The organism is Streptomyces sp. NPDC002588 (assembly GCF_040295925.1).
Taxonomy (GTDB): Bacteria; Actinomycetota; Actinomycetes; order Streptomycetales; family Streptomycetaceae; genus Streptomyces.
The window spans coordinates 221,793-240,256 of record NZ_JBEOWF010000011.1 but is presented as its reverse complement, the minus strand read 5'-3'; the positions used below and the strand labels follow the sequence as shown (position 1 = coordinate 240,256).

General features: G+C 69.9%; 11 protein-coding genes. 5 read left to right on the top strand and 6 right to left on the bottom strand.

Going from position 1 to position 18,464, the window contains the following annotated elements; all coding sequences use genetic code 11:
* Positions 1-6: 6 nt before the first annotated feature.
* The 4 genes from ABT057_RS15435 to argC are packed head-to-tail and all read right to left on the bottom strand — an operon-like array spanning position 7 to position 4,314.
* Complete coding sequence (locus ABT057_RS15435) at positions 7-1,230, bottom strand: acetylornithine transaminase (protein WP_352343427.1); 1,224 nt, start codon at positions 1,228-1,230, stop codon at positions 7-9.
* Positions 1,227-2,141, bottom strand: a complete 915-nt coding sequence (gene argB, locus ABT057_RS15430) for an acetylglutamate kinase (protein WP_352343426.1) — start codon at positions 2,139-2,141, stop codon at positions 1,227-1,229. Before argB ends, ABT057_RS15435 begins: the two co-directional genes overlap by 4 nt.
* Complete coding sequence (gene argJ / locus ABT057_RS15425) at positions 2,138-3,289, bottom strand: bifunctional glutamate N-acetyltransferase/amino-acid acetyltransferase ArgJ (RefSeq protein WP_352343424.1); 1,152 nt, start codon at positions 3,287-3,289, stop codon at positions 2,138-2,140. The genes argB and argJ overlap by 4 nt, the downstream gene beginning before the upstream one ends.
* Complete coding sequence (gene argC / locus ABT057_RS15420) at positions 3,286-4,314, bottom strand: N-acetyl-gamma-glutamyl-phosphate reductase (protein WP_352343423.1); 1,029 nt, start codon at positions 4,312-4,314, stop codon at positions 3,286-3,288. The genes argJ and argC overlap by 4 nt, the downstream gene beginning before the upstream one ends.
* A gap of 286 nt (positions 4,315-4,600) precedes the next feature.
* On the opposite strand from argC, the gene ABT057_RS15415 reads away from it, so the two are divergent.
* Genes ABT057_RS15415 through ABT057_RS15395 form a run of 5 tightly spaced genes read left to right on the top strand, consistent with a single transcriptional unit; the run spans position 4,601 to position 10,556 of the window.
* The gene (locus ABT057_RS15415; RefSeq protein WP_352343421.1) at positions 4,601-5,047 is read left to right on the top strand and encodes a hypothetical protein; all 447 of its coding nucleotides are present in this window, start codon (positions 4,601-4,603) and stop codon (positions 5,045-5,047) included.
* Positions 5,048-5,090: 43 nt separating this feature from the next.
* Entirely contained in the window at positions 5,091-5,384 is a 294-nt protein-coding gene (locus ABT057_RS15410) for a hypothetical protein (RefSeq protein WP_352343420.1), read from the top strand.
* Positions 5,381-7,426, top strand: coding sequence for a transposase (locus tag ABT057_RS15405; RefSeq protein ID WP_352343419.1), 2,046 nt, complete (start codon positions 5,381-5,383; stop codon positions 7,424-7,426). The genes ABT057_RS15410 and ABT057_RS15405 overlap by 4 nt, the downstream gene beginning before the upstream one ends.
* Positions 7,423-8,706, top strand: a complete 1,284-nt coding sequence (locus ABT057_RS15400) for a TniB family NTP-binding protein (protein ID WP_352343418.1) — start codon at positions 7,423-7,425, stop codon at positions 8,704-8,706. The genes ABT057_RS15405 and ABT057_RS15400 overlap by 4 nt, the downstream gene beginning before the upstream one ends.
* Positions 8,707-8,720: 14 nt before the next feature.
* A complete protein-coding gene (locus ABT057_RS15395) occupies positions 8,721-10,556 on the top strand; it encodes a TniQ family protein (RefSeq protein WP_352343417.1) in 1,836 nt (611 codons plus the stop codon).
* Positions 10,557-10,688: 132 nt separating this feature from the next.
* On the opposite strand, the gene ABT057_RS15390 is transcribed toward ABT057_RS15395, so the two are convergent.
* Positions 10,689-15,389 (bottom strand): DEAD/DEAH box helicase family protein, encoded by a 4,701-nt coding sequence (locus ABT057_RS15390; protein WP_352343416.1) that lies wholly within the window; start codon positions 15,387-15,389, stop codon positions 10,689-10,691.
* 81 nt (positions 15,390-15,470) lie between these two features.
* A complete protein-coding gene (locus ABT057_RS15385) occupies positions 15,471-18,464 on the bottom strand; it encodes a hypothetical protein (RefSeq protein ID WP_352343415.1) in 2,994 nt (997 codons plus the stop codon).

Sequence of the window (18,464 nt, the reverse complement as noted above, 5' to 3'; positions counted from 1 at the left end):
GTCGTCTCATTCTCCGGATCGGTCCCCGCTCACGCTGTCGAGGATGCCGGGCAGCGCCGCGAGGAACGCCTCCACCGCGTCGTCGCCGAGGTTCAGCGGCGGCATCAGCCGGACGACGTCGGGGGCGGGCGCGTTCACGAGGATTCCGGCCTCCTGAGCCGCCTGCTGCACCTGGGGCGCGAGCGACTCGGACAGCACGATACCCAGGAGGAGCCCCGCGCCCCGGACATAATCGATCAACGGGTGACGCAGATCCTCGATTCCGCCGCGCAACTTCTCGCTCTGCCGTTTGACGTTCTCCAGCAGCCCCTCGTTCTCGATGGTGTCGAGGACGGCGAGTCCGGCGGCGCAGGCGACCGGGTTGCCGCCGAACGTCGTACCGTGCTGGCCGGGCTGGAGCAGCTCCGCGGCCCGCCCGAAGGCGACGGTCGCGCCGAGCGGCAGTCCGCCGCCGAGGCCCTTGGCGAGGGTCACGACGTCCGGCAGGACGCCCTCGTGGGCCTGGTACTCGAACCACTGCCCGGTGCGCCCGACGCCGGTCTGCACCTCGTCGAGGACGAGCAGCGACCCGGTGGCGGCGGTGATCGCCCGGGCCGCCTTCAGATAGCCGGCCGGGGGCACGACCACGCCGTTCTCGCCCTGGACCGGTTCGATGACGACAAGAGCCGTCTCCTCGGTCACCGCGGCCGCCAGCGCCTGCGCGTCGCCGTAGGGGACGTGGGTGACGTCACCGGGCAGCGGCAGGAACGGGGTCTGCTTGCCGGGCTGCCCGGTGAGCGCCAACGCGCCCATGGTGCGGCCGTGGAAGCCGCCCTGGGTGGCGACCATGTGGCCGCGCCCGGTGAGCCGGCCGATCTTGAACGCGCCCTCGTTGGCCTCGGCGCCGGAGTTGCAGAAGAACACCTTGCCGTCCCGCCCGAAGTGGCGCAGCAGCCGTTCGGCGAGGGCGACGGGGGGTTCGGCGATGAAGAGGTTGGAGACATGGCCGAGGGACGCGATCTGTGTGCTGACGGCCTCCACGATCGCCGGGTGGGCGTGACCGAGCGCGTTGACCGCGATTCCGCCGACGAAGTCCAGGTACTCCTTGCCGTCGGCGTCCCAGAGCCGGGTGCCCTCGCCGCGGACGAGCGGGATCCTCGGGGTGCCGTAGTTGTTCATGAGCGCGCCCTGCCACCGCGCGGTCAGTTCCTGGTTGCTCGGTTCCTGGTTCCTCGGTTCCGGGTTGCTCATGACGACTCCCCCTGTCGTTCGTCGGGCACGACCATCGTGCCGATGCCTTCGTCGGTGAAGATCTCCAGCAGGATCGAGTGCTGGACCCGGCCGTCGATGACGCGGGCGGTGTTCACGCCGCCTCGTACGGCGTGCAGACAGCCCTGCATCTTCGGGACCATGCCGGAGCTCAGCTCCGGCAGCAGCTTCTCGAGCTGGGAAGCGGTGAGGCGGCTGATCACCTCGTCGGACTCGGGCCAGTTCTCGTAGAGGCCCTCGACGTCCGTGAGGACCATGAGGGTTTCGGCGCCCAGTGCCGCAGCGAGTGCCGCAGCAGCCGTATCAGCATTGACGTTGTAGACATGTCCGTCGTCCTGGGAGCGGGCGATCGAGGAGACGACCGGGACACGGCCGTCGGCGAGCAGTGCCTCGATCGCGCCCGTGTCGATCGCGGTGATCTCGCCCACCCGCCCGATGTCGACCAACTCCCCGTCGATCTCGGGCTGGTGCTTGGTGGCGGTGATGGTGTGCGCGTCCTCGCCGGTCAGCCCGACGGCGATCGGCCCGTGCTGGTTGAGCAGTCCGACCAGCTCGCGCTGGACCTGACCGGCGAGCACCATGCGTACGACGTCCATGGCGTCCTCGGTGGTGACGCGCAGGCCGGCCTTGAACTCGCTGACGATGCCGTGCTTGTCGAGGGCGGCGCTGATCTGCGGACCGCCGCCGTGCACGACGACGACGTTCAGGCCGGCGTGCCGCAGGAAGACGACGTCCTGGGCGAAGGCGGCCTTCAGCTCCTCGTCGATCATGGCGTTGCCGCCGAACTTGATGACGACCGTCTTGCCGTTGTGGCGGGTCAGCCAGGGCAGCGCCTCGATGAGGATCTGGGCCTTCGGGAGCGCGGTGTGCTTCCGCGTGGGTGCGCCGCTCATGACGAATACGCGCTGTTCTCGTGGACGTAGTCCGCGGTCAGGTCGTTGGTCCAGATGGTGGCGGTCTCGGAACCGGCCGCCAGGTCGGCGACGATGTGCACCTCGCGGTAGCGCATGTCGACGTTCTCCCGGTCCTCGCCGACGCCGCCGTTCTTGCAGACCCAGACGCCGTTGATGGCGACGTTGAGCCGGTCGGGCTCGAAGGCGGCACGCGTGGTGCCGATCGCGGACAGGACGCGGCCCCAGTTGGGGTCCTCGCCGTGGATGGCGCACTTGAGGAGGTTGTTGCGGGCGATGGAGCGGCCCACCTCGACGGCGTCGTCCTCGGTCGCGGCGTTCACGACCTCGATCCTGATGTCCTTGCCGGCGCCCTCGGCGTCCCGGATCAGCTGCTGGCCGAGGTCGTCGCAGACCTGCCGGACGGCGGCGGCGAACTCCTCGTAGCCGGGGGTGACTTCGGAGGCGCCGGAGGCGAGCAGCAGCACGGTGTCGTTGGTGGACATGCAGCCGTCGGAGTCGACCCGGTCGAAGGTGACCCGGGTGGCGGCGCGCAGCGCCTTGTCCAGGGTCTCGCTGTCCACGTCGGCGTCCGTGGTCAGGACGACCAGCATGGTGGCGAGGCCCGGGGCGAGCATGCCCGCGCCCTTGGCCATGCCGCCGACGGTCCAGCCGTCACCCTGGGCGACGGACGTCTTGTGGACGGTGTCGGTGGTCTTGATGGCGATGGCGGCCTTCTCGCCGCCGTGCTCGGAGAGCTGACCGGCGGCGGTCTCGACGCCGGGCAGCAGCTTGTCCATCGGGAGCAGGACGCCGATGAGCCCGGTGGAGGCGACGGCGACCTCGCCCGCCCCCAGGCCCAGCACCTCCGCCACCTTCTCGGCGGTCGCGTGCGTGTCCTGGAAGCCCTTCGGTCCCGTACAGGCGTTGGCGCCCCCGGAGTTGAGGACGACGGCGGACAGCTGCCCGCTCTTCAGCACCTGCTCGGACCACAGGACCGGCGCGGCCTTCACGCGGTTGGAGGTGAAGACGCCCGCGGCGGCGCGGCGCGGCCCGGTGTTGACCACGAGGGCCAGGTCCGGGTTGCCGTTCTCCTTGATCCCGGCGGCGATGCCCGCCGCCGTGAATCCCTTGGCTGCCGTGACGCTCAAGGCGCGACTCCGATCGTGGAAAGTCCCAGCGCCTCGGGGTACCCGAGGGCGATGTTCATGCTCTGGACGGCACCGCCCGCGGTGCCCTTGGTGAGGTTGTCGATGGCGCTGATCGCGATGATGCGGCCCGCGGCCTCGTCGTACGCGACCTGCACCTGAACGGCGTTGGAACCGTGGACGGACGCCGTGGCCGGCCACTGTCCCTCGGGGAGGAGGTGTACGAAGGGCTCGTCGGCGAGCGCCTTCTCGTAGGCGGTGCGGACGGACTCGGCGGTGACGCCGTCCTTCGCGGAAGCGCTGCACGTGGCGAGGATGCCGCGGGACATCGGCGCGAGGGTCGGCGTGAAGGAGACGGAGACCCGCTCACCGGCGGCCGCGCTGAGGTTCTGGATCATCTCGGGGGTGTGCCGGTGGCCGCCGCCCACGCCGTAGGGCGACATGGAGCCCATGACCTCGGAGCCCAACAGGTGCGTCTTGGGCGCCTTGCCCGCGCCGGAGGTCCCGGAGGCGGCGACGATCACGGCCTCGGGCTCGGCGAGGCCCGCCGCGTAGGCCGGGAAGAGCGCGAGCGAGACGGCCGTGGGGTAGCAGCCGGGGACCGCGATGCGCTTGGACCCCTCCAGCGCCGCGCGGCCGCCCGGCAGTTCGGGGAGGCCGTAGGGCCAGGTCCCGGCGTGCGCGGAGCCGTAGAACCGCTCCCAGTCGGCCGCGTCCTTCAGCCGGAAGTCGGCGCCCATGTCGACGACGAGGACGTCCGGGCCGAGCTGCTCGGCGACGGCGGCGGACTGGCCGTGCGGGAGGGCGAGGAAGACGATGTCATGGCCGGAGAGCACCTCGGCGGTGGTCTCCGTCAGGACCCGGTCGGCCAGCGGCAGCAGGTGCGGCTGGAGTCCGCCCAGCTTCTGGCCCGCGTTGGAATTGCCGGTCAGGGCGCCGATCTCGACCTCGGGGTGGGCGAGGAGCAGGCGCAGCAACTCGCCGCCCGCGTACCCGCTCGCTCCGGCCACTGCCGCACGTACCGCCATGCTCTCCTCCTCCTGGATGGCATGACTATACGTTTCCATGTACGTTTATGCAATCCATGCAGGCGTCCGCGCCGCCGGAAGGATGCGACGGAGAATTTTAGTTGGCACATGGAGAACGCTGGCTGGCAAATCTTGGTCCCGTCAGGGCGAGGCAGCGAGAGCGAAGATCCCGTCGGATCCAAGTCAGCTGGACCACCTTGTCACGGCGTACGACGGGGACGCCGGACTGCGGGATCGGCTGCGGCTCGGCGACGACTGGCCGCGTCGGTGGAGTTCGACGTGGCAGGTGGGCGCCGACGAGGTCTGCTGGCCGGTCCGGGACATGGCTCACGTACCGGTGATGTCGTCCCGGCCGATGCGGGGGTTCACATGGCGGGCGAAGCAGCGGCACCGCTCCGGCCTGGAGGCGCTGGCGTCAGCGGGCGGGAAGCATGGCTTCGAGTCGCTGAAGGAAGTGAGCCTGCTGGTCGCGCTGGACTTCTTGAGGGCATCGGAAGTGCTGTCGCAGCCGTTCCGGCTGGACTTCGAGCATACGGGCGGGCATGCCTGGCACATCCCGGACTTCCTGGCCGTGATCGGCGGTGGGATGTGGTTGCTGGACGTCCGCCCGATGGAGCTGATCAAGGAACGAGGACGCGCTGAAGTTCGCGGCGGCCAGGGAAGTGGCGGCTGCCTGCGGCTGGCAGTACTCGGTGGTCGCGGGCTGGCGACCGCATGTCTGGAGCGTCCTTGACCACCTGTCCTCGCGCCGGCGGCCGGCGAGGGACCTTCTCGGCATGCGCGAGCAGCTGCTCACCGCTGTCAGCGGGCAGCAGGGGCAGGCGATGACGTTCTCCGACCTGGCGGAGGCGACCAGCGTGCCTTCCGTTGGCCGGGCGAACATCGTCCGGCTGCGGTTGACGACGTCCACGGCCAACTCGGCCGGCTCGTCCTCGTGGATGACGACGGCCGCGCGGAGACCCGCTCGTTCCGTTGGCTCATCAACCATGCAGACCTGCGGCTTCTTCCGGCAGTCGAGTCAGGGCGCCCACCGCCGGTCGCCCGGCAGCCGAGGACGCTGGCCGACTTGACCAAGGACCAGTTAGAGCGGGCCCGGCTGCGGGCGGCGCACGTGCTGGAGGCCGAGACGGGGTTCCGGGAGGGCCACCCGGCTCGGGCCCTGCCGGGTGAGCCCCGGCCGGCCTACGACCCGGACCGCACGACGTTGACTCAGCGTCGGTACGCGAAGGCTGCGGAGATGGAGGCGATGCCCCGTCCGGAGGCGGTCCGGTGCGGTCTGCAGCACCTCAGCTACCGGACGCTGGTACGTCTGTCGGGATTGGTGGGCGACAGTCTCCTGCTGGCCTGCGCGGACGGGCGCTGGACGCGGCGACGCAGCGGGCACCGCACCATCACGAAGGAGATCCGGGAGGCGATCTTCGCAGTAAAGGCCGAGTGCGGCCCACGCGCCCGCCTTAGCCAGGGTGCCAAGCACCGGTTGATGCACCAGTACATGCGTGAGCGGTTCCCGACGTTTCCCACTGAGGAGATCCCTTCCCGCTGGACGCTCGCGGCCGTCTGGAACGAGTGGTTCGGGCCCGGCGGAGCCCGGCCGCGTTACGGGCGGACGGCGGAGGCGGCCGCGGAGGCCGGGGTCTCCGGCCGGATGGTGGTCCACCGGCCGGGCCAGGTTCTGGTGCTGGACTCGACCCCGATGCCGGTGAAGCTGCGCGAGACCGTGTTCGGCGACGCGATCACCGCGACGCTGACGCTCGCACTCGATCTCTACACGCACGGTCTGCCGGCCTTCCGGCTTACGCTCCAGTCCGACACCTCGGTCGACATCGCGATGCTGCTGCGGGACGTGATGCTGCCGCTTCCGATGCGGGAAGGCTGGGGCGAGGACATGGAATGGCCCTACGCAGGGGTGCCGGCCGAGGTGATCGCCGAGTTCACCGGTCACCGTGTCGCCGCTCTGCCGTTCTTCGCCCCGGAGACGGTCACCACCGACCACGGCGGCCCCTACAAGAATCACGACCTGGTGGAAGCCGAAACGGAGATCGGCTGCCGGATCCTGCCTGCTCGCGTCCTGCGGCAGACCGACAAGTTCGCGGTCGAGCGCCAGTTCCTCACCATCCAGACCATGCTCTTCGAGCACCTGCTGGGATTCACCGGCGGTGACGTCGCGGACCGCGGGGCCGACCCGGAACGCGATGCGAGCCTCACGCTCGCGCAAGCCGAGCACATCATCGCGACCTGGATCGTCCAGATCTGGCAGAACCGTAAACTAGGCGAATACGCCCCGAGTTGGGCGCCGGGTGAAGACCACAGCCCCAACACCCTGTTCGCTGCCGCGATGGAACAGGGCGGCTTCGACCTGGACTTCCCCGAACCGAGCTTCTACTACAAGGTCCTGCGCAAACACCACGTGAAGATCCATCCTCGTCGCGGGGTGAAGATCCTCGGGCTCTGGTATCACCACCCGGTCTTCGACGAGCCGCGCTTCCAGCAGCCCTCCGCCCGGGGCGGCAAACACGCGGGCAAGTGGGTTGTCCGCAGTGACCGGAGGGACCGCCGGCAGGTGTTCTTCCAGGACCCTGCCGACCACGAGACCTGGCACATTCTGCGCTGGAGAGGACTGCCGCCCGAAGGTGAGATCCCTGCTTTCTCGGACAAGACTGCCGACGCCCTGCTGACACGCGTGAGGGCGAACAAGATCAGGATCCATTCCGAGAGCGAGCTCCTGGAACATCTGCTCGGGATCCTCGGCTCGGTCACCCCAGTCGACCAATGGCCCAGCCAGGCCAAGAGGAAGGCCGGAAAGAAGCAGCGCGTCGCCCAAGCCCGCGAGATCACCCGCGCACAGGCTGCAGCCGCTGACCGCCCCGCCGCACCCGCCATCGCGGATGAGCCAGCTCCGGCTGAGATGCCCGCGGCCTGGGCCGAGCACGCCCGCACGATCGACCACGCGGTCGACGCCGACCGCCGTCGACGACGCGAAGAAGCCCTCGCCGACGTCAAGCCCGTGGCCCCGGCAACGCTGCACGAGGCCCTGAACCGGCGTCCCATGTTCCGGCTTCCGCCCCCCGACGACTCGGAAGCCGATACACCTGTCCAGGAGGTCGACACGTGACCCGAGCCCTCTCTCACGATGATCCGCTGGACGGTCTGCCTTCACGAGCCAGGATCGCCGAGCTGATCCTGGGCAGCCGCCCGCCCCTCGACACCTACGCCGGCTGGCAGCACTACCGCACCCACTACGACCTACTCGTCCCCGCTCCGACGATCTCCCCGCAGCAGTGGTCGATGCTCCCTGAGAGCCGCCAGTACGACTACGACCTCTACCGGGAGCTGACGAACGCGAACCTCCCGCTGCAGGACACCCCCATGCACGACAAGGTCGGCAAGCTGATCCGGCGCCGGTTGAGCGGCAACACGAGGAAGAAGAACGACCCGACCCGCGCCGGCGTCATGATCAGCGGCTGGGGCAACTACGGCAAGACCGCGTCTGTCTGCTCAGCCGGGGCCGTCTTCGAAAAGCAGTGGCTGGAACTCCACGGCCACCTCAACCCCCAGGCTCTGCCGGGCACACGTGATCTCCACGCACCGATCGTCTATGTCTCGACCCCGGTGACAGCAACCCCGAAAAGCCTTTGCACGTCGATCTTAGGCTTCTTCCGCGCCCCGACCCGCAAGTCGGCCACGCTGCCGGAACTGGTACGGCAGGTCGCCGACTCCCTTTATGACCATGGCGTCAAAGCTCTGATTCTGGACGACATCAGCCGGCTGCGGATGCACAGAGCCGATGACCAGGACGTCCTCGACTTGATGCGGGCCTTTATGAGCCTGGACGTCACTCTCATCCTGACCGGCGTCAACATCTCCGGCATCGGGCTGCTGCGTGAGGCCACGTGGAACAAGAAGACCCTGATGTGGGAGATGCCGCAGTTGGAGTCGACTCGCATCCACGGCTTGGAGGTCACCCAGACGGAACACCGCTTCGAGCTCATCGAGATCGACCGGTTCCGCTACACCACCCCGAAGCAGATTCAGGCCTTCGTCGATCACCTGGAGGGAATCGAGCAGCACCTGCGACTGCTGAACGCGAAGGCGGGCATGCTCACCGGCGGCGGTATGCCGAAGTACTTGATGCGTCGCACCGGCGGTGTCATCGGCCTGCTGGGACGCCTGCTCGAAGACGGCGCCCAGGAAGCCATGGAGTCCGGGAAGGAAATGATCGACGAGAGCCTGCTGGACGAGATCGTGCTCCGGCGGGACGAGCCCGAGCAGCCGCCGGACGAGCCCATCATCCCGGCCGCCCCGCGGACCGCCGTCAAGAAGGCCACGCAGGCGAAACGACCCCGGAACACAGTTTTCGATGACCCTGGCCCGGCTGCCCGCGCGGGCGCCTGATGGATGGAGCCGTGATGCATCCGTTGCCCCGGAGTCTCGAACCCTTGTCGGGAGAATCCCTGGTCAGCTATCTGCTTCGGCTCGGGCACCGTCTCGGCCTCTCGCCTCTGCGCCTGGTCCGCGATGCGGACTGGATCAAGCAAGACAGCAACCCAAATCACTTCCCCGGCAGTCTGTTGCTGGACCTTCCCAAGCCTCAGGCCGAAGCATTCGCCCGTCTCACCGGACAGACGGCCAGAGAAGTCTCCGCTCTGACGCTGGCGCAGTGGCGGGACCGCTATCCTCCGATCGCCCGGTCCCTGCCCGAACCAGGGCGCTTGATGAGACCAGACGCATGGCTCTATGTCGGCTCACCACGCTTCTGCCCCTCCTGTCTGGCAGGCGACGGCACTGCAGCCCAGCAACTGCACGGCGGGCCCTGGCTCAAGCTCTGGCACCTGCCGATCGTCTTCGCCTGCACAAAGCATCGGCTCTACCTTGAATCCGCATGCCCGCACTGCGGTCAGCCGCACGACACGCAAGGACCACTGGTCCAGCGAGCCAACGACCATACGCTGCATCCAGCGCAATGCAGGTGGACGGTCGACGCTCAGACGCCGAGGAGGAAGTCTTTCGCCTGCGCCGGCAGACTCGACCACCGCACCGCCCCGGCACGTGACCGGCCACAACCGACTGCGGACCTCGTCCGCTTCCAGAAATCCCTCCGCGGCCGCCTCAAATCGCCCACTCGAACCACGGAGGCGTCCGAGTACTTCACCGATCTGCGGCTGGCCACCGCGCTGATCAGCACGGCATGGCCTCATAGCCGGGACCTCCTGGATACCGAGACCGCTGAGCGAATCGACTCCAATTCGCAGAAAATGCACGCCGACTCAGGCGGAAGGCGCAACCAACAAGTCCGCGACACGCCACCGCGCGACCCCGTTGCGTGCGGCGCTCTACTGATGGCCGCAGATCGTCTGCTTTCGAGAGACGACCTGCCTGACCTCCTGTCGGAGGTCACGCGCGCCGCCTTCGGCAGCCCTTCAAGCCGGACACCGTGGGCAGTTCTCTATGACAGGCACAAAAACGACTGCTCTGAGCGACTCCGGCAGGTCGCTGAGCCCGCGACCCGGGTGTTTCCCCGAGTCAGCGGCCGCGGGGGCACACGAGCACCGCTCCGAATCGGCTACCAAGCCGAGCACATTCCGGCGTTCCTGGAGCCGGACTGGTATCAGCGCTACTTGGCCAGCTGCGCGGGTTCGGCATCCAAGGCCGTGCGGAGGGCCACCGCCGTCCGACTCGTCCAGTGGGCCATGGGCGGAGCGTACGATGACGCCGCGGAGTTCCTCGGGATCACACCCGTCCAGACCCACCTGCTCACTGGACGCGAGACTCGGCGCTCAGTGCGGACAGGCTGCAACCCTCTTGAGCTCGACAGAGCCTTCCGCGCTCTTGCCTCAGAACTGCAATCACCACGTCAACCACGAGTTGACTACCGGCGCAGGCGACAAGCACTTCACGAGTGGGTACTCAGCATCGACGCCTGGAACGCCCTGGTCGGAGAACTCCCGCCCACCCTCGGCCAGTTCCGCACCCTGACCAACGACCGCAAGCGTCAGGACGCCTCGGTGTTCATCTGGACGTTGGTCACGCGAGGCGAGCATCTTTTCGCTCCGCGCCCGCTCGAAGCCACGCAACCCACCGAAATCCAGCAACACTGGGCCGCACGGCGAAACACCGCATGGTTCCAGTACTCCCGCCCTGATCCGCTGCGCCACTACGCCGACCTGCGCCACGTTCTCTCCAAGTACGCGCAGCGACTCGCCCGGGACATCGACTCGGGCGCTCGCCCAACGTCGCTCGGCTAGTAATCCAGCAGGATTTCGCTGTCTGACCTGGTCTTTTCGCTGGGTGGCGGGAGTATAGCGGGACTTCGATCGTGCGGGGCGGTCTCACGGGGACCGCGCTCGATCGTGCGACAACGCCGCAGGAAGTGCGTCTCACCCCTTCAGCCCACGGCCAGTCAGGGCATCGAGGAGTGCGATGGCCTCGCGGCGGCTCAGCAGCTCGTGGAAGCGCTCGTTGCGGAAGTTCCGCAGGCACGCGTAGCAGCTGCTCTCCGGGCCGCACTCGCAGGCCGCCACCCGGGCAAGCGCGGCAGAGACAACCGGTTCGAGCCGCAAGCCCATGGACACGGCGTTGCCCGCGCCCCCCGGAGTGGTGTCGAAGAGCAGCAGGGACGGCATGCCGTCGGTGCCGGTGTGAACCGTGCCGTCGATGTCGTCGCGGCTGATCTCCAGGCGCGCGGCGGCGCCTTCGAGCAGTGCGTACAAGCCGGAGCGCAGACGGGCCGGGGTGGCGGTCAGGGCTGTGAGCGGGTCCAGATGGATCTGGAGAAAGTCGGTCTGGTACCGGTGAGCGAGGGAGACGACGCGGAGGGGACCAGTGCACTGGGTGTCTTTCAGCAGGTGCGGGTGGCCGCCGCGCAAAGGCCCGGCCTGAGCGTGCGGACGGCCCCAGCCGCACCAGTCGCAGATCTGGTATCCGGCACCGGCCGGTCCCTCAGAGACAACCACCATCTCTCCCCGGGTGCCCGCCGACCAGAGCGTGGTGTGGCCGGAGACGAAGGTGATCGCGCCTTCCTGGAGGTCGGCGGTGTCGGTGGACATGTGGACGTCGCCGTACCAGGACCGTCGTGGCGGGGTCTGCCCCGGGCGGCGCTGTGGTCCGCGCGCGGCGACGAAACCGTAGACCGGTTCGACGTACCGGCGTTGCGCGGCCGCGGACTGCGTGCCGCAGGCGGCGCAGACGGGGTCCACGGGTTCGGTGGCCTCCCGGTAGCGGCCGCAGGCCACGCACACGGCGTAGTGGCGGCTGACCAGTTCGCGGTCCGGCAGCCGGTAGACGCCGGCGGACGCCCACAGGTGGCCGCCCGCCACGATCTCGGCCCCCGGGGCGTACTCGTGGACGGCGGCGCTCAGGTCACGGGTGAGTTCGAGTTGCCCCGAGACGGCGCCACCCTCCTGAGGGATGCGCAGTTCGACGGTGTCCACGGGGAAGCCGTACTTGGGCAGCACGTTGCGGTTGGCGAGGACGCCGAGCAGTTCGCGTTGGGTGAGGTTACGGATGACCTTCTCGTACATCTCCGCCTGCCGGTACTTGCGGGCGACCGCCGCTTGGTCGCGGCGTTCGCTGTACGAGGTGACGTCCTGGTCGAGAATCTGCTGCGCGGCCCGCAGGAGCCGGTCCAGTTCGGCGACCCAGTCGCCGGAGTCGATGCCGATCTCTTTCTGGACCTGGTTGGGGAGAACCCCGCGCAGGGAGGCCATGACGCTGTCCGGAACGGGGGTCAGCCAGTCGCGCACCGTGTGGGCGGCGATCTCGCCGGTGGTGTCGTCGGGAAGGAAGAACTCTCCCGCCTTGCGCCAGATCCGGCCCCGCTCGTCCTTCATGGCACGGAAGAAGGCGGCGAGCGCGATGGAGTGGGCGTGGCGGCGGTCGATCCGGACGTTGTCGACGGGGACGATCGGGGCCCGTACCTCCCCGGCGATCATCCGCTCGGGCTCCGCAAACCGGGCGAGGTCGTGGGGCCGCCGCTGCGCGTAGGTGAGGACCAGCGCGGCCGAGTCGGCGCGGCGGCCGGCGCGGCCGGCGCGCTGGACGTAGTTGGCGGTGGAGGGCGGCATGTTGCGCAGGACGACGGCCTGGAGTTCACCGACGTCGACGCCGAGTTCGAAGGTGGTGGAGCAGGACAGGGCGTTGACCTGCCCTCGGACGAACTCCCCCTGGATCTCGGCGGCCTTCTCCCCGGTCCACTGCGCGGTGTGCTCCTGGGCGCGCAGGGGAACGGGGTCGAACGTCAGGTAGAGGCGCCGCAGGTGCTCGTCCGTCTCGGGCGACGGCTTGAAGTCCTCCAGGCGTCCTGTGCAGCGCAGCGTCGGGCACACACCGCGCACGGACAGCGCGGTGATACGGCGGCAGCGGTCGCAGACGTACAGCGGACCGCTGTCCGCCGTCACCGGCCGCAACCGCAGCCAGGTGTGGTCGAGTCGGCGGACGACGCCGATCCCCGGTTGGCTTTCGGACGGCAGCCAGTCGGCGAGGTGACCTGTCGTGAGGTCGGTCCACAGGCGGTTCAAGACATCGAGGGCGGTGGCCCGTCGTTCGCCCTGGTGGCCGAGGGCGTCGAGCACGCGTACGAGGTAGTCGACGCGTCGGTTTGAGGCGCCCGCGGCGCTGGGCAGCCAGCTGATCACTCTGCGCTTAGCCTCGGAGCCCTGGGAGCGGACCCAGATGGGCCCCTTGCGTGGGGCGAACGCCTCGTCGCCCGCGTCGACGTCCTCGGGCATGGTGAGCGCACCCTGGTTGCGCAGGGTACGCAGGAGTTCCTGCAGCAGCAGCCATGCCTCGTCGTCCGTGAGGCCGAGTGGGGTGAGGGCGGCGGGCGGCTGCCAGAACGGCTCGCGGTCGATGTCGATCCGGAGCAGGCCGAGGCCTTCGAGTGACTGTCGGTCGTCGAGGCTGAGCACTTCCTGCATCACCCACAGAGCCACTTCGCGCTGCTTGGCCTGGCGGGAGTCGTTGCGGCGGAAGACTCCGGCGCGGTCGGCGGCGCGGATGGTGTGGGCGACGAGGTCGTCGATGTGCAGGGGCTCGTCGGGGTCGGGGCAGCCCTGTCGGACGGCCTGGGTGATCAGGCGCCGGTGCTGGATGCGGGTGTAGGAGTCCTCCAGGTAGGGCGCGAAGTACGCGGCGGCCTGTCGGCTGTCGCTGAAGAACAGCAGCTTGCGGCCCTGTCCGGGCAGTGCGGCGGCCGGGCCGTCGGTCGCCGGAGGCAGCGCCTGGTAAAGGGCGGTGCTGAGGACGGCGGCCGAAGCCTCGTTGCCCGCCTCGAACAGGCGGATCATGCCGTGACCACGCGCTCCGCAGGCGAGGCATGCGGCCGGGGTGCCCTCGTGGGTGTCGAGTTGGTGGACTCGGCGCAGTTCGGTGCCACCGCATCCAGGAGCGGTGCAGGATGCCGTGGCCGCGGGGTGCACGACCGCACAGCGAGTGCACAGTCGGCGTTCCTTGAGGCCGCCCTTGGCGTTGTCGCCGAGTGTCTCGTCGTCCTCGTCGGCACCGGTGTCCGAGCCGTCCCCGTCGAGGAGCAGCCAAGTGTGGGGGCTGTCGGGAGACTTGCGGTGTGCGAGGCGGGCCTGTGCCCCCTTGCCGGTGAGGGTGCCGTGCAGGTGTACGGCACCGCAGCGGCGGCAGGCGCCCACCTCGAAGGAGGGGCGGGCACACCGCGCGCAGGTCTCGTGGCGGGCCAGGTCGAGGTGGGGGCCTGCCGGGTCGAGGCAGGTGAAGGCGCCTTCCGTGGCGCGTGCGAAAAGGTGGTAGCGGGCGGAAAGCACGGGAGCACCGTCGGTGTCGGTCACCTGGCTGGCGAGTTGGATGAGCGCGGTGACCGCCGCGGGTCCGACGGGGTCACCGGGAAAGACGTCGCGGGCGATCTCGTTCACGGGCCGGGGTCCGTCGGCGAGGGCCCGGCGCAGAGCCACGGTGCCGGCCTCAGCGGCGAGGGCGGTGGCCGCGGTCGTGTCGGCGGGCAGGCCGTGCATGCGGGAGGCCGACACGATCTCCGGTCCGGGGTCGGCGGTCGTGGCCAGGCGCAGGTACTCGGTGGTCGGCAGCGGTCCCCAGTGCGGGCCGTCGGGTGTCCCGACCCGGGTGGCGGTGACCAGGTCCTGGGCGGCGGGTTCGCTCGCGTCCCACCGGAAGGGGACGTCGAAGAGGGCCTGGGCGAAGGCGGTGACGGCGGCCGGGTTCTCCTCCGCGCCGACGGTGGCACTGGTGGCGATGGCCTGGATCTCCCGACCCTGCCCCACACGGTCCTTCAAACGGCGCAGCAGCATGGCGAGTTCCGCGCCGCGCGCTCCGTCGTAGACGTGGGCCTCGTCGACGACGACGAACCGCCAGGAACCCGCCTGTTCTCCCTCGAAGAGGTCCATGTCCTGGGGGCGGAGCAGCAGGTACTCCAGCATGGCGTAGTTGGTGAGCAGGAGGTGGGGCGGTGTGGCGCGCATCTCGCGTCGGCTGAGCAGTTCGTTGGGCAGGCGCGGTTCGCCGGGGTTGAGCTGCTCGAAGGTGTCGGCGGCGCGCTGCGGATCGTCCTTGGTGTCGCCGGTGTAGCGGCCGAAGGTGATGTGGGGGGCGTCGGCGAGAAGTCGGCGCAGTCGCTTCATCTGGTCGTTGGCCAGGGCGTTCATCGGGTAGAGCAGCAGGGCGCGGACACCGGGTCCGAGGGTGCCGCGGGCGTGTTCGGCGGCAAGGGCGTTGAGGACGGGCAGGAGGAAGCTCTCGGTCTTGCCGGAGCCGGTGCCGGTGGCCACGACGAGGTTGTGTCCGGCGACGGCCTTGCGCAGCGCCTGTTCCTGATGCCGGTACAGGGGACGGTCGGCGGGCAGTGCGGGGCCGGTCAGCTGCTGGAACGCGGGGTCGAGTACGCCCTCTGCGACGAGCTCGTTCAGGGTGGCGCCCGGCGCGTAGGCGGGGGTGGCCTCCAGCAGGGGCCCCTTGGTGAGCAGCGGGCTGGTGTCGATGGCGTGGGCGAGGGCCTCGGCCAGGCGGGGCTCGCGCAGGGGCAGCAGGGAACGCAGGTAGCGGCGGTAGGTGTCGCTGATCATGCGGGAGGTGGCGAGCGGGTCGAGGCTGTGCACGGGAGGCTCCGATGTGAGGGTCGGCTTCGGACGAGCGGTGGGGCGGTACCGGTGCCGTACGGGATGGACGGGAACCGGTGGTCAGCCGGTGCTGTGCACGGCTTCCGCGGTGACCAGGCATTCCGCGAGGGCGATGTCGACGGCGGTGAGATCCGGTGCGTGGGACGCGATGGGCGTCCACAGGTGGCGAAGTCCCCGTTCCAGACCGGCAGCACGGGCGTCACCGGCGGCGGCGAGCCTCGCGATCAACGCGCATCCCAGAGACAGGTGAGGGACCCGCATCCAAGCTTCGCCCGGCCCGTGCAACCGGCCTGGGTCCCGTCCGCGGAAGGCCTGGGCCAGGTCGGGGTGTCCGTCGTCCAGGAAGAGCGATACGGCGTCGAGTGCTTCGGAGAACTCCTCACGCGTGGCGTGGTACTGGAGGTCCTTGCGGGCACGGAACGCCTGCCAGGCGGCGTCGGCACGAGTGTCGGGGTCCAGAAGGCCCCGAGGGACGACACGGGCGCTGCGCCACACGGCCTGCTGCTGGAGTTCAGGGAGCTGGTCGAGGGCACGGGTCTGGGCGTCGAACCGGCCGACCGCGCCGCTCGGATCTGCCTGCCCGGCCAGCAACGTCGCGCTGGCGTCGCCCAGAAACTGGCCGACCTCGCCGAGGAGTTCCGCCTCCTCCGGGTAGAGCTCGCCGACGTCATAAGCGGGGTGACCGGAGAGATACGGCAGCAACGGGGCCGTGAGCAGCAGCGCACACAAAGGAGCCTGCCGCCAGACGCGACGTACGGTGGCAGGGTCCGCCACTTCCCGTATCCGCAGGGCGGCGAGACCGCTGCCCGCGAGCACGGAGGCGAGTTCGCCGGAGCGCAGTGCGCTGTCGGCCGCTCCCGTGAGGGCGGTGGGCCCGGCGTCCGCGAGGGCGCTGCGGCATTCCGCCGGTGCCGTCTCTCTGGCTCCGCACGCCTGCAGGTCGCGTCCGCGGGCGGCCACGATCCACTGATAGGGGATCGCGTCGGTGTCGCGCGGCAACGCGCCGTGCCCAGCCAGGTACTCCGAGATCCTGGCGCCGGATCCGCGGCCGTCGGCGGAGGTCCACGGGGAGCGGCGCAGCACGAGGGTGTCGCGATCGCGCAGGTGGGGCCATCCGGGAGCTGTGGGTGTGAGGGCGCCCGCCTTCAGGTGCACGATCAGGGGGCCGAGCGACCGCCAGGCCGCTGGCAGCGGGATACGGCCGCTCTGGTCGACGGTGGCCGTCAACGGCTGTTCCCACGGGGCGAAGGCGGCGTACAGGCGGGCGATCAGTTCGCCCGGGTGGCTCAGCCCCCGCAGCAGCAGTCCGCCGCCGTCGGGTACGACGTTTTCCGCGATGGGCTGGGTGCGCACGGTCGCGACATGGACGCTCTCCCCCGCGACCAGCAGCCGTATCTCGGCTTTCACGCAGTCGCGCACGGTGTCCGCCAGGGCCGCCAGTGAGTACCGGAGGTCTCCTCTGCGCGTGCGAGTGCGGCGTTCTGGACGCAGCGTGAGCAGGTTCGTCCCTTCGACGACCAGTGCCAGCAGAGGTGTCAACGCCACCGCCTGTTCCGGCAGGCGGACGGTCAGGGCGCTCTCGCCGGCCAGGTCAGCTGCGTCGATGTCGAGCGGCCGGATGGACCAGGTCAGGGGGTGACCGCCGAGTTCGAGGCGGACCTCGGAGTGCGGAATGCACATCTCGACGGTGAACTGACGGATCCCGTCGCCCAGCACCAGCCCCTTGGTGATCTCGTACGGGGAGAACGCGACGACGCGCTCGGAGGCGGTGACCGGTCCGCCGGTGCCGAGAGTCAGCCGAGCGGGGGCCAGGCCTCCGTGCGGGGCAAGCAGACGCCACTCAGCGGTCGGTTCGGCCGTGATGCCCTCGGCGAGGAAGGCCGCCAGTCGGCGCCTGCGCCGGGAGCCGACGCGGTGGACGAGAATCTCATACGGTCCCAGAAGCGGGCGGGGTACGTCCTTCCAGGGATCGAGGAGCTCCCCGGGAGCACCGGTCTGACGGGCGAGAGGCTCCTCGTGGCCGCGGCGGCGCACTTCGGCCTGCCAGAGTCGCGCGTCCGGCTCACCGGCGCGCCGCGGAAGCCGGAGAGCGGGCGGACGATGCCACACGGGTGCACCGTCGTCGCCCGTGATCCAGGGCAGCGTCGCACCGCCCTCCCACCCGAGCGGCCGTCCGGCGGCTACGTCCAGCCAGTTTCCCGGAACCGCGGCGGCGGCCCGCACCCGCGTCACCCCGGTCAGTGACACCCTGCTCAGCGTCCAGCCGTTCCAGCCGTACGGGGTGGGCAGTTCCACGATGCCGGGGTCGGCGCCCTCGGTCTGCAGGGTGCCGGCGTGGAGAAGGCAGATCTCGGCGGCGGGCAGGGGCTCGTCCGGGGGGATGCGGTGGCCGTCGACGCCGAAGGCCAGGAGGGCGTCGTCCGGGTCCACGATCGCCGAGACATGAGTGGTTCCCGTCGGGTCTGTCGCCTCGACACGGCGCACGGGGCCCGGCAATACCCAGTAGGGCGGCAGGGCTGCAAACACCTCACCGTCGGCGGACAGTTGCCAGTCCCCCGCGTCCGGCTCGCCGGGCAGGGTCAGGAGCACGCTGCCCGCGCCGGGCCCGAGACGGACCTCGGGAGCGGAGGTAGCGCCGCGGGGCGGGGGGACCGAACCGTCCGCTGCGGTCGGCACGCGCCAAGTCCAGCCCAGCGAGCGGGCGGCCTCCTGCGCGGCGCGACTCCATTCGTCGGCGCTCTCCGGGGCGGCTCCGTGTGACCCCAGGTCAGGGCGCGCCGCGAGCACGCGCGCGCGGGCTTTAGCTACCAGGCGCGGGAGTTCCGGACCGTCGGCCAGCGCCACGGTGTGGACCGCGCAGGCGGGCCAGCGTGCGAAGACCGTGTCGCGCGGGAGGTCGGAGTGGTCCGCGAGCAGCCGGTACGCCACCAGCGCTTCCAGGACGAGCGCGGTCCGTACGCCAGCGACCGGCTCAACCGTGCCGGCAGACGGCTCCCCCGCCTCGCGCCAGGCCCGCTCGCAGTCGTCCAGCAACTGCGTGGGATCGACCAGCAT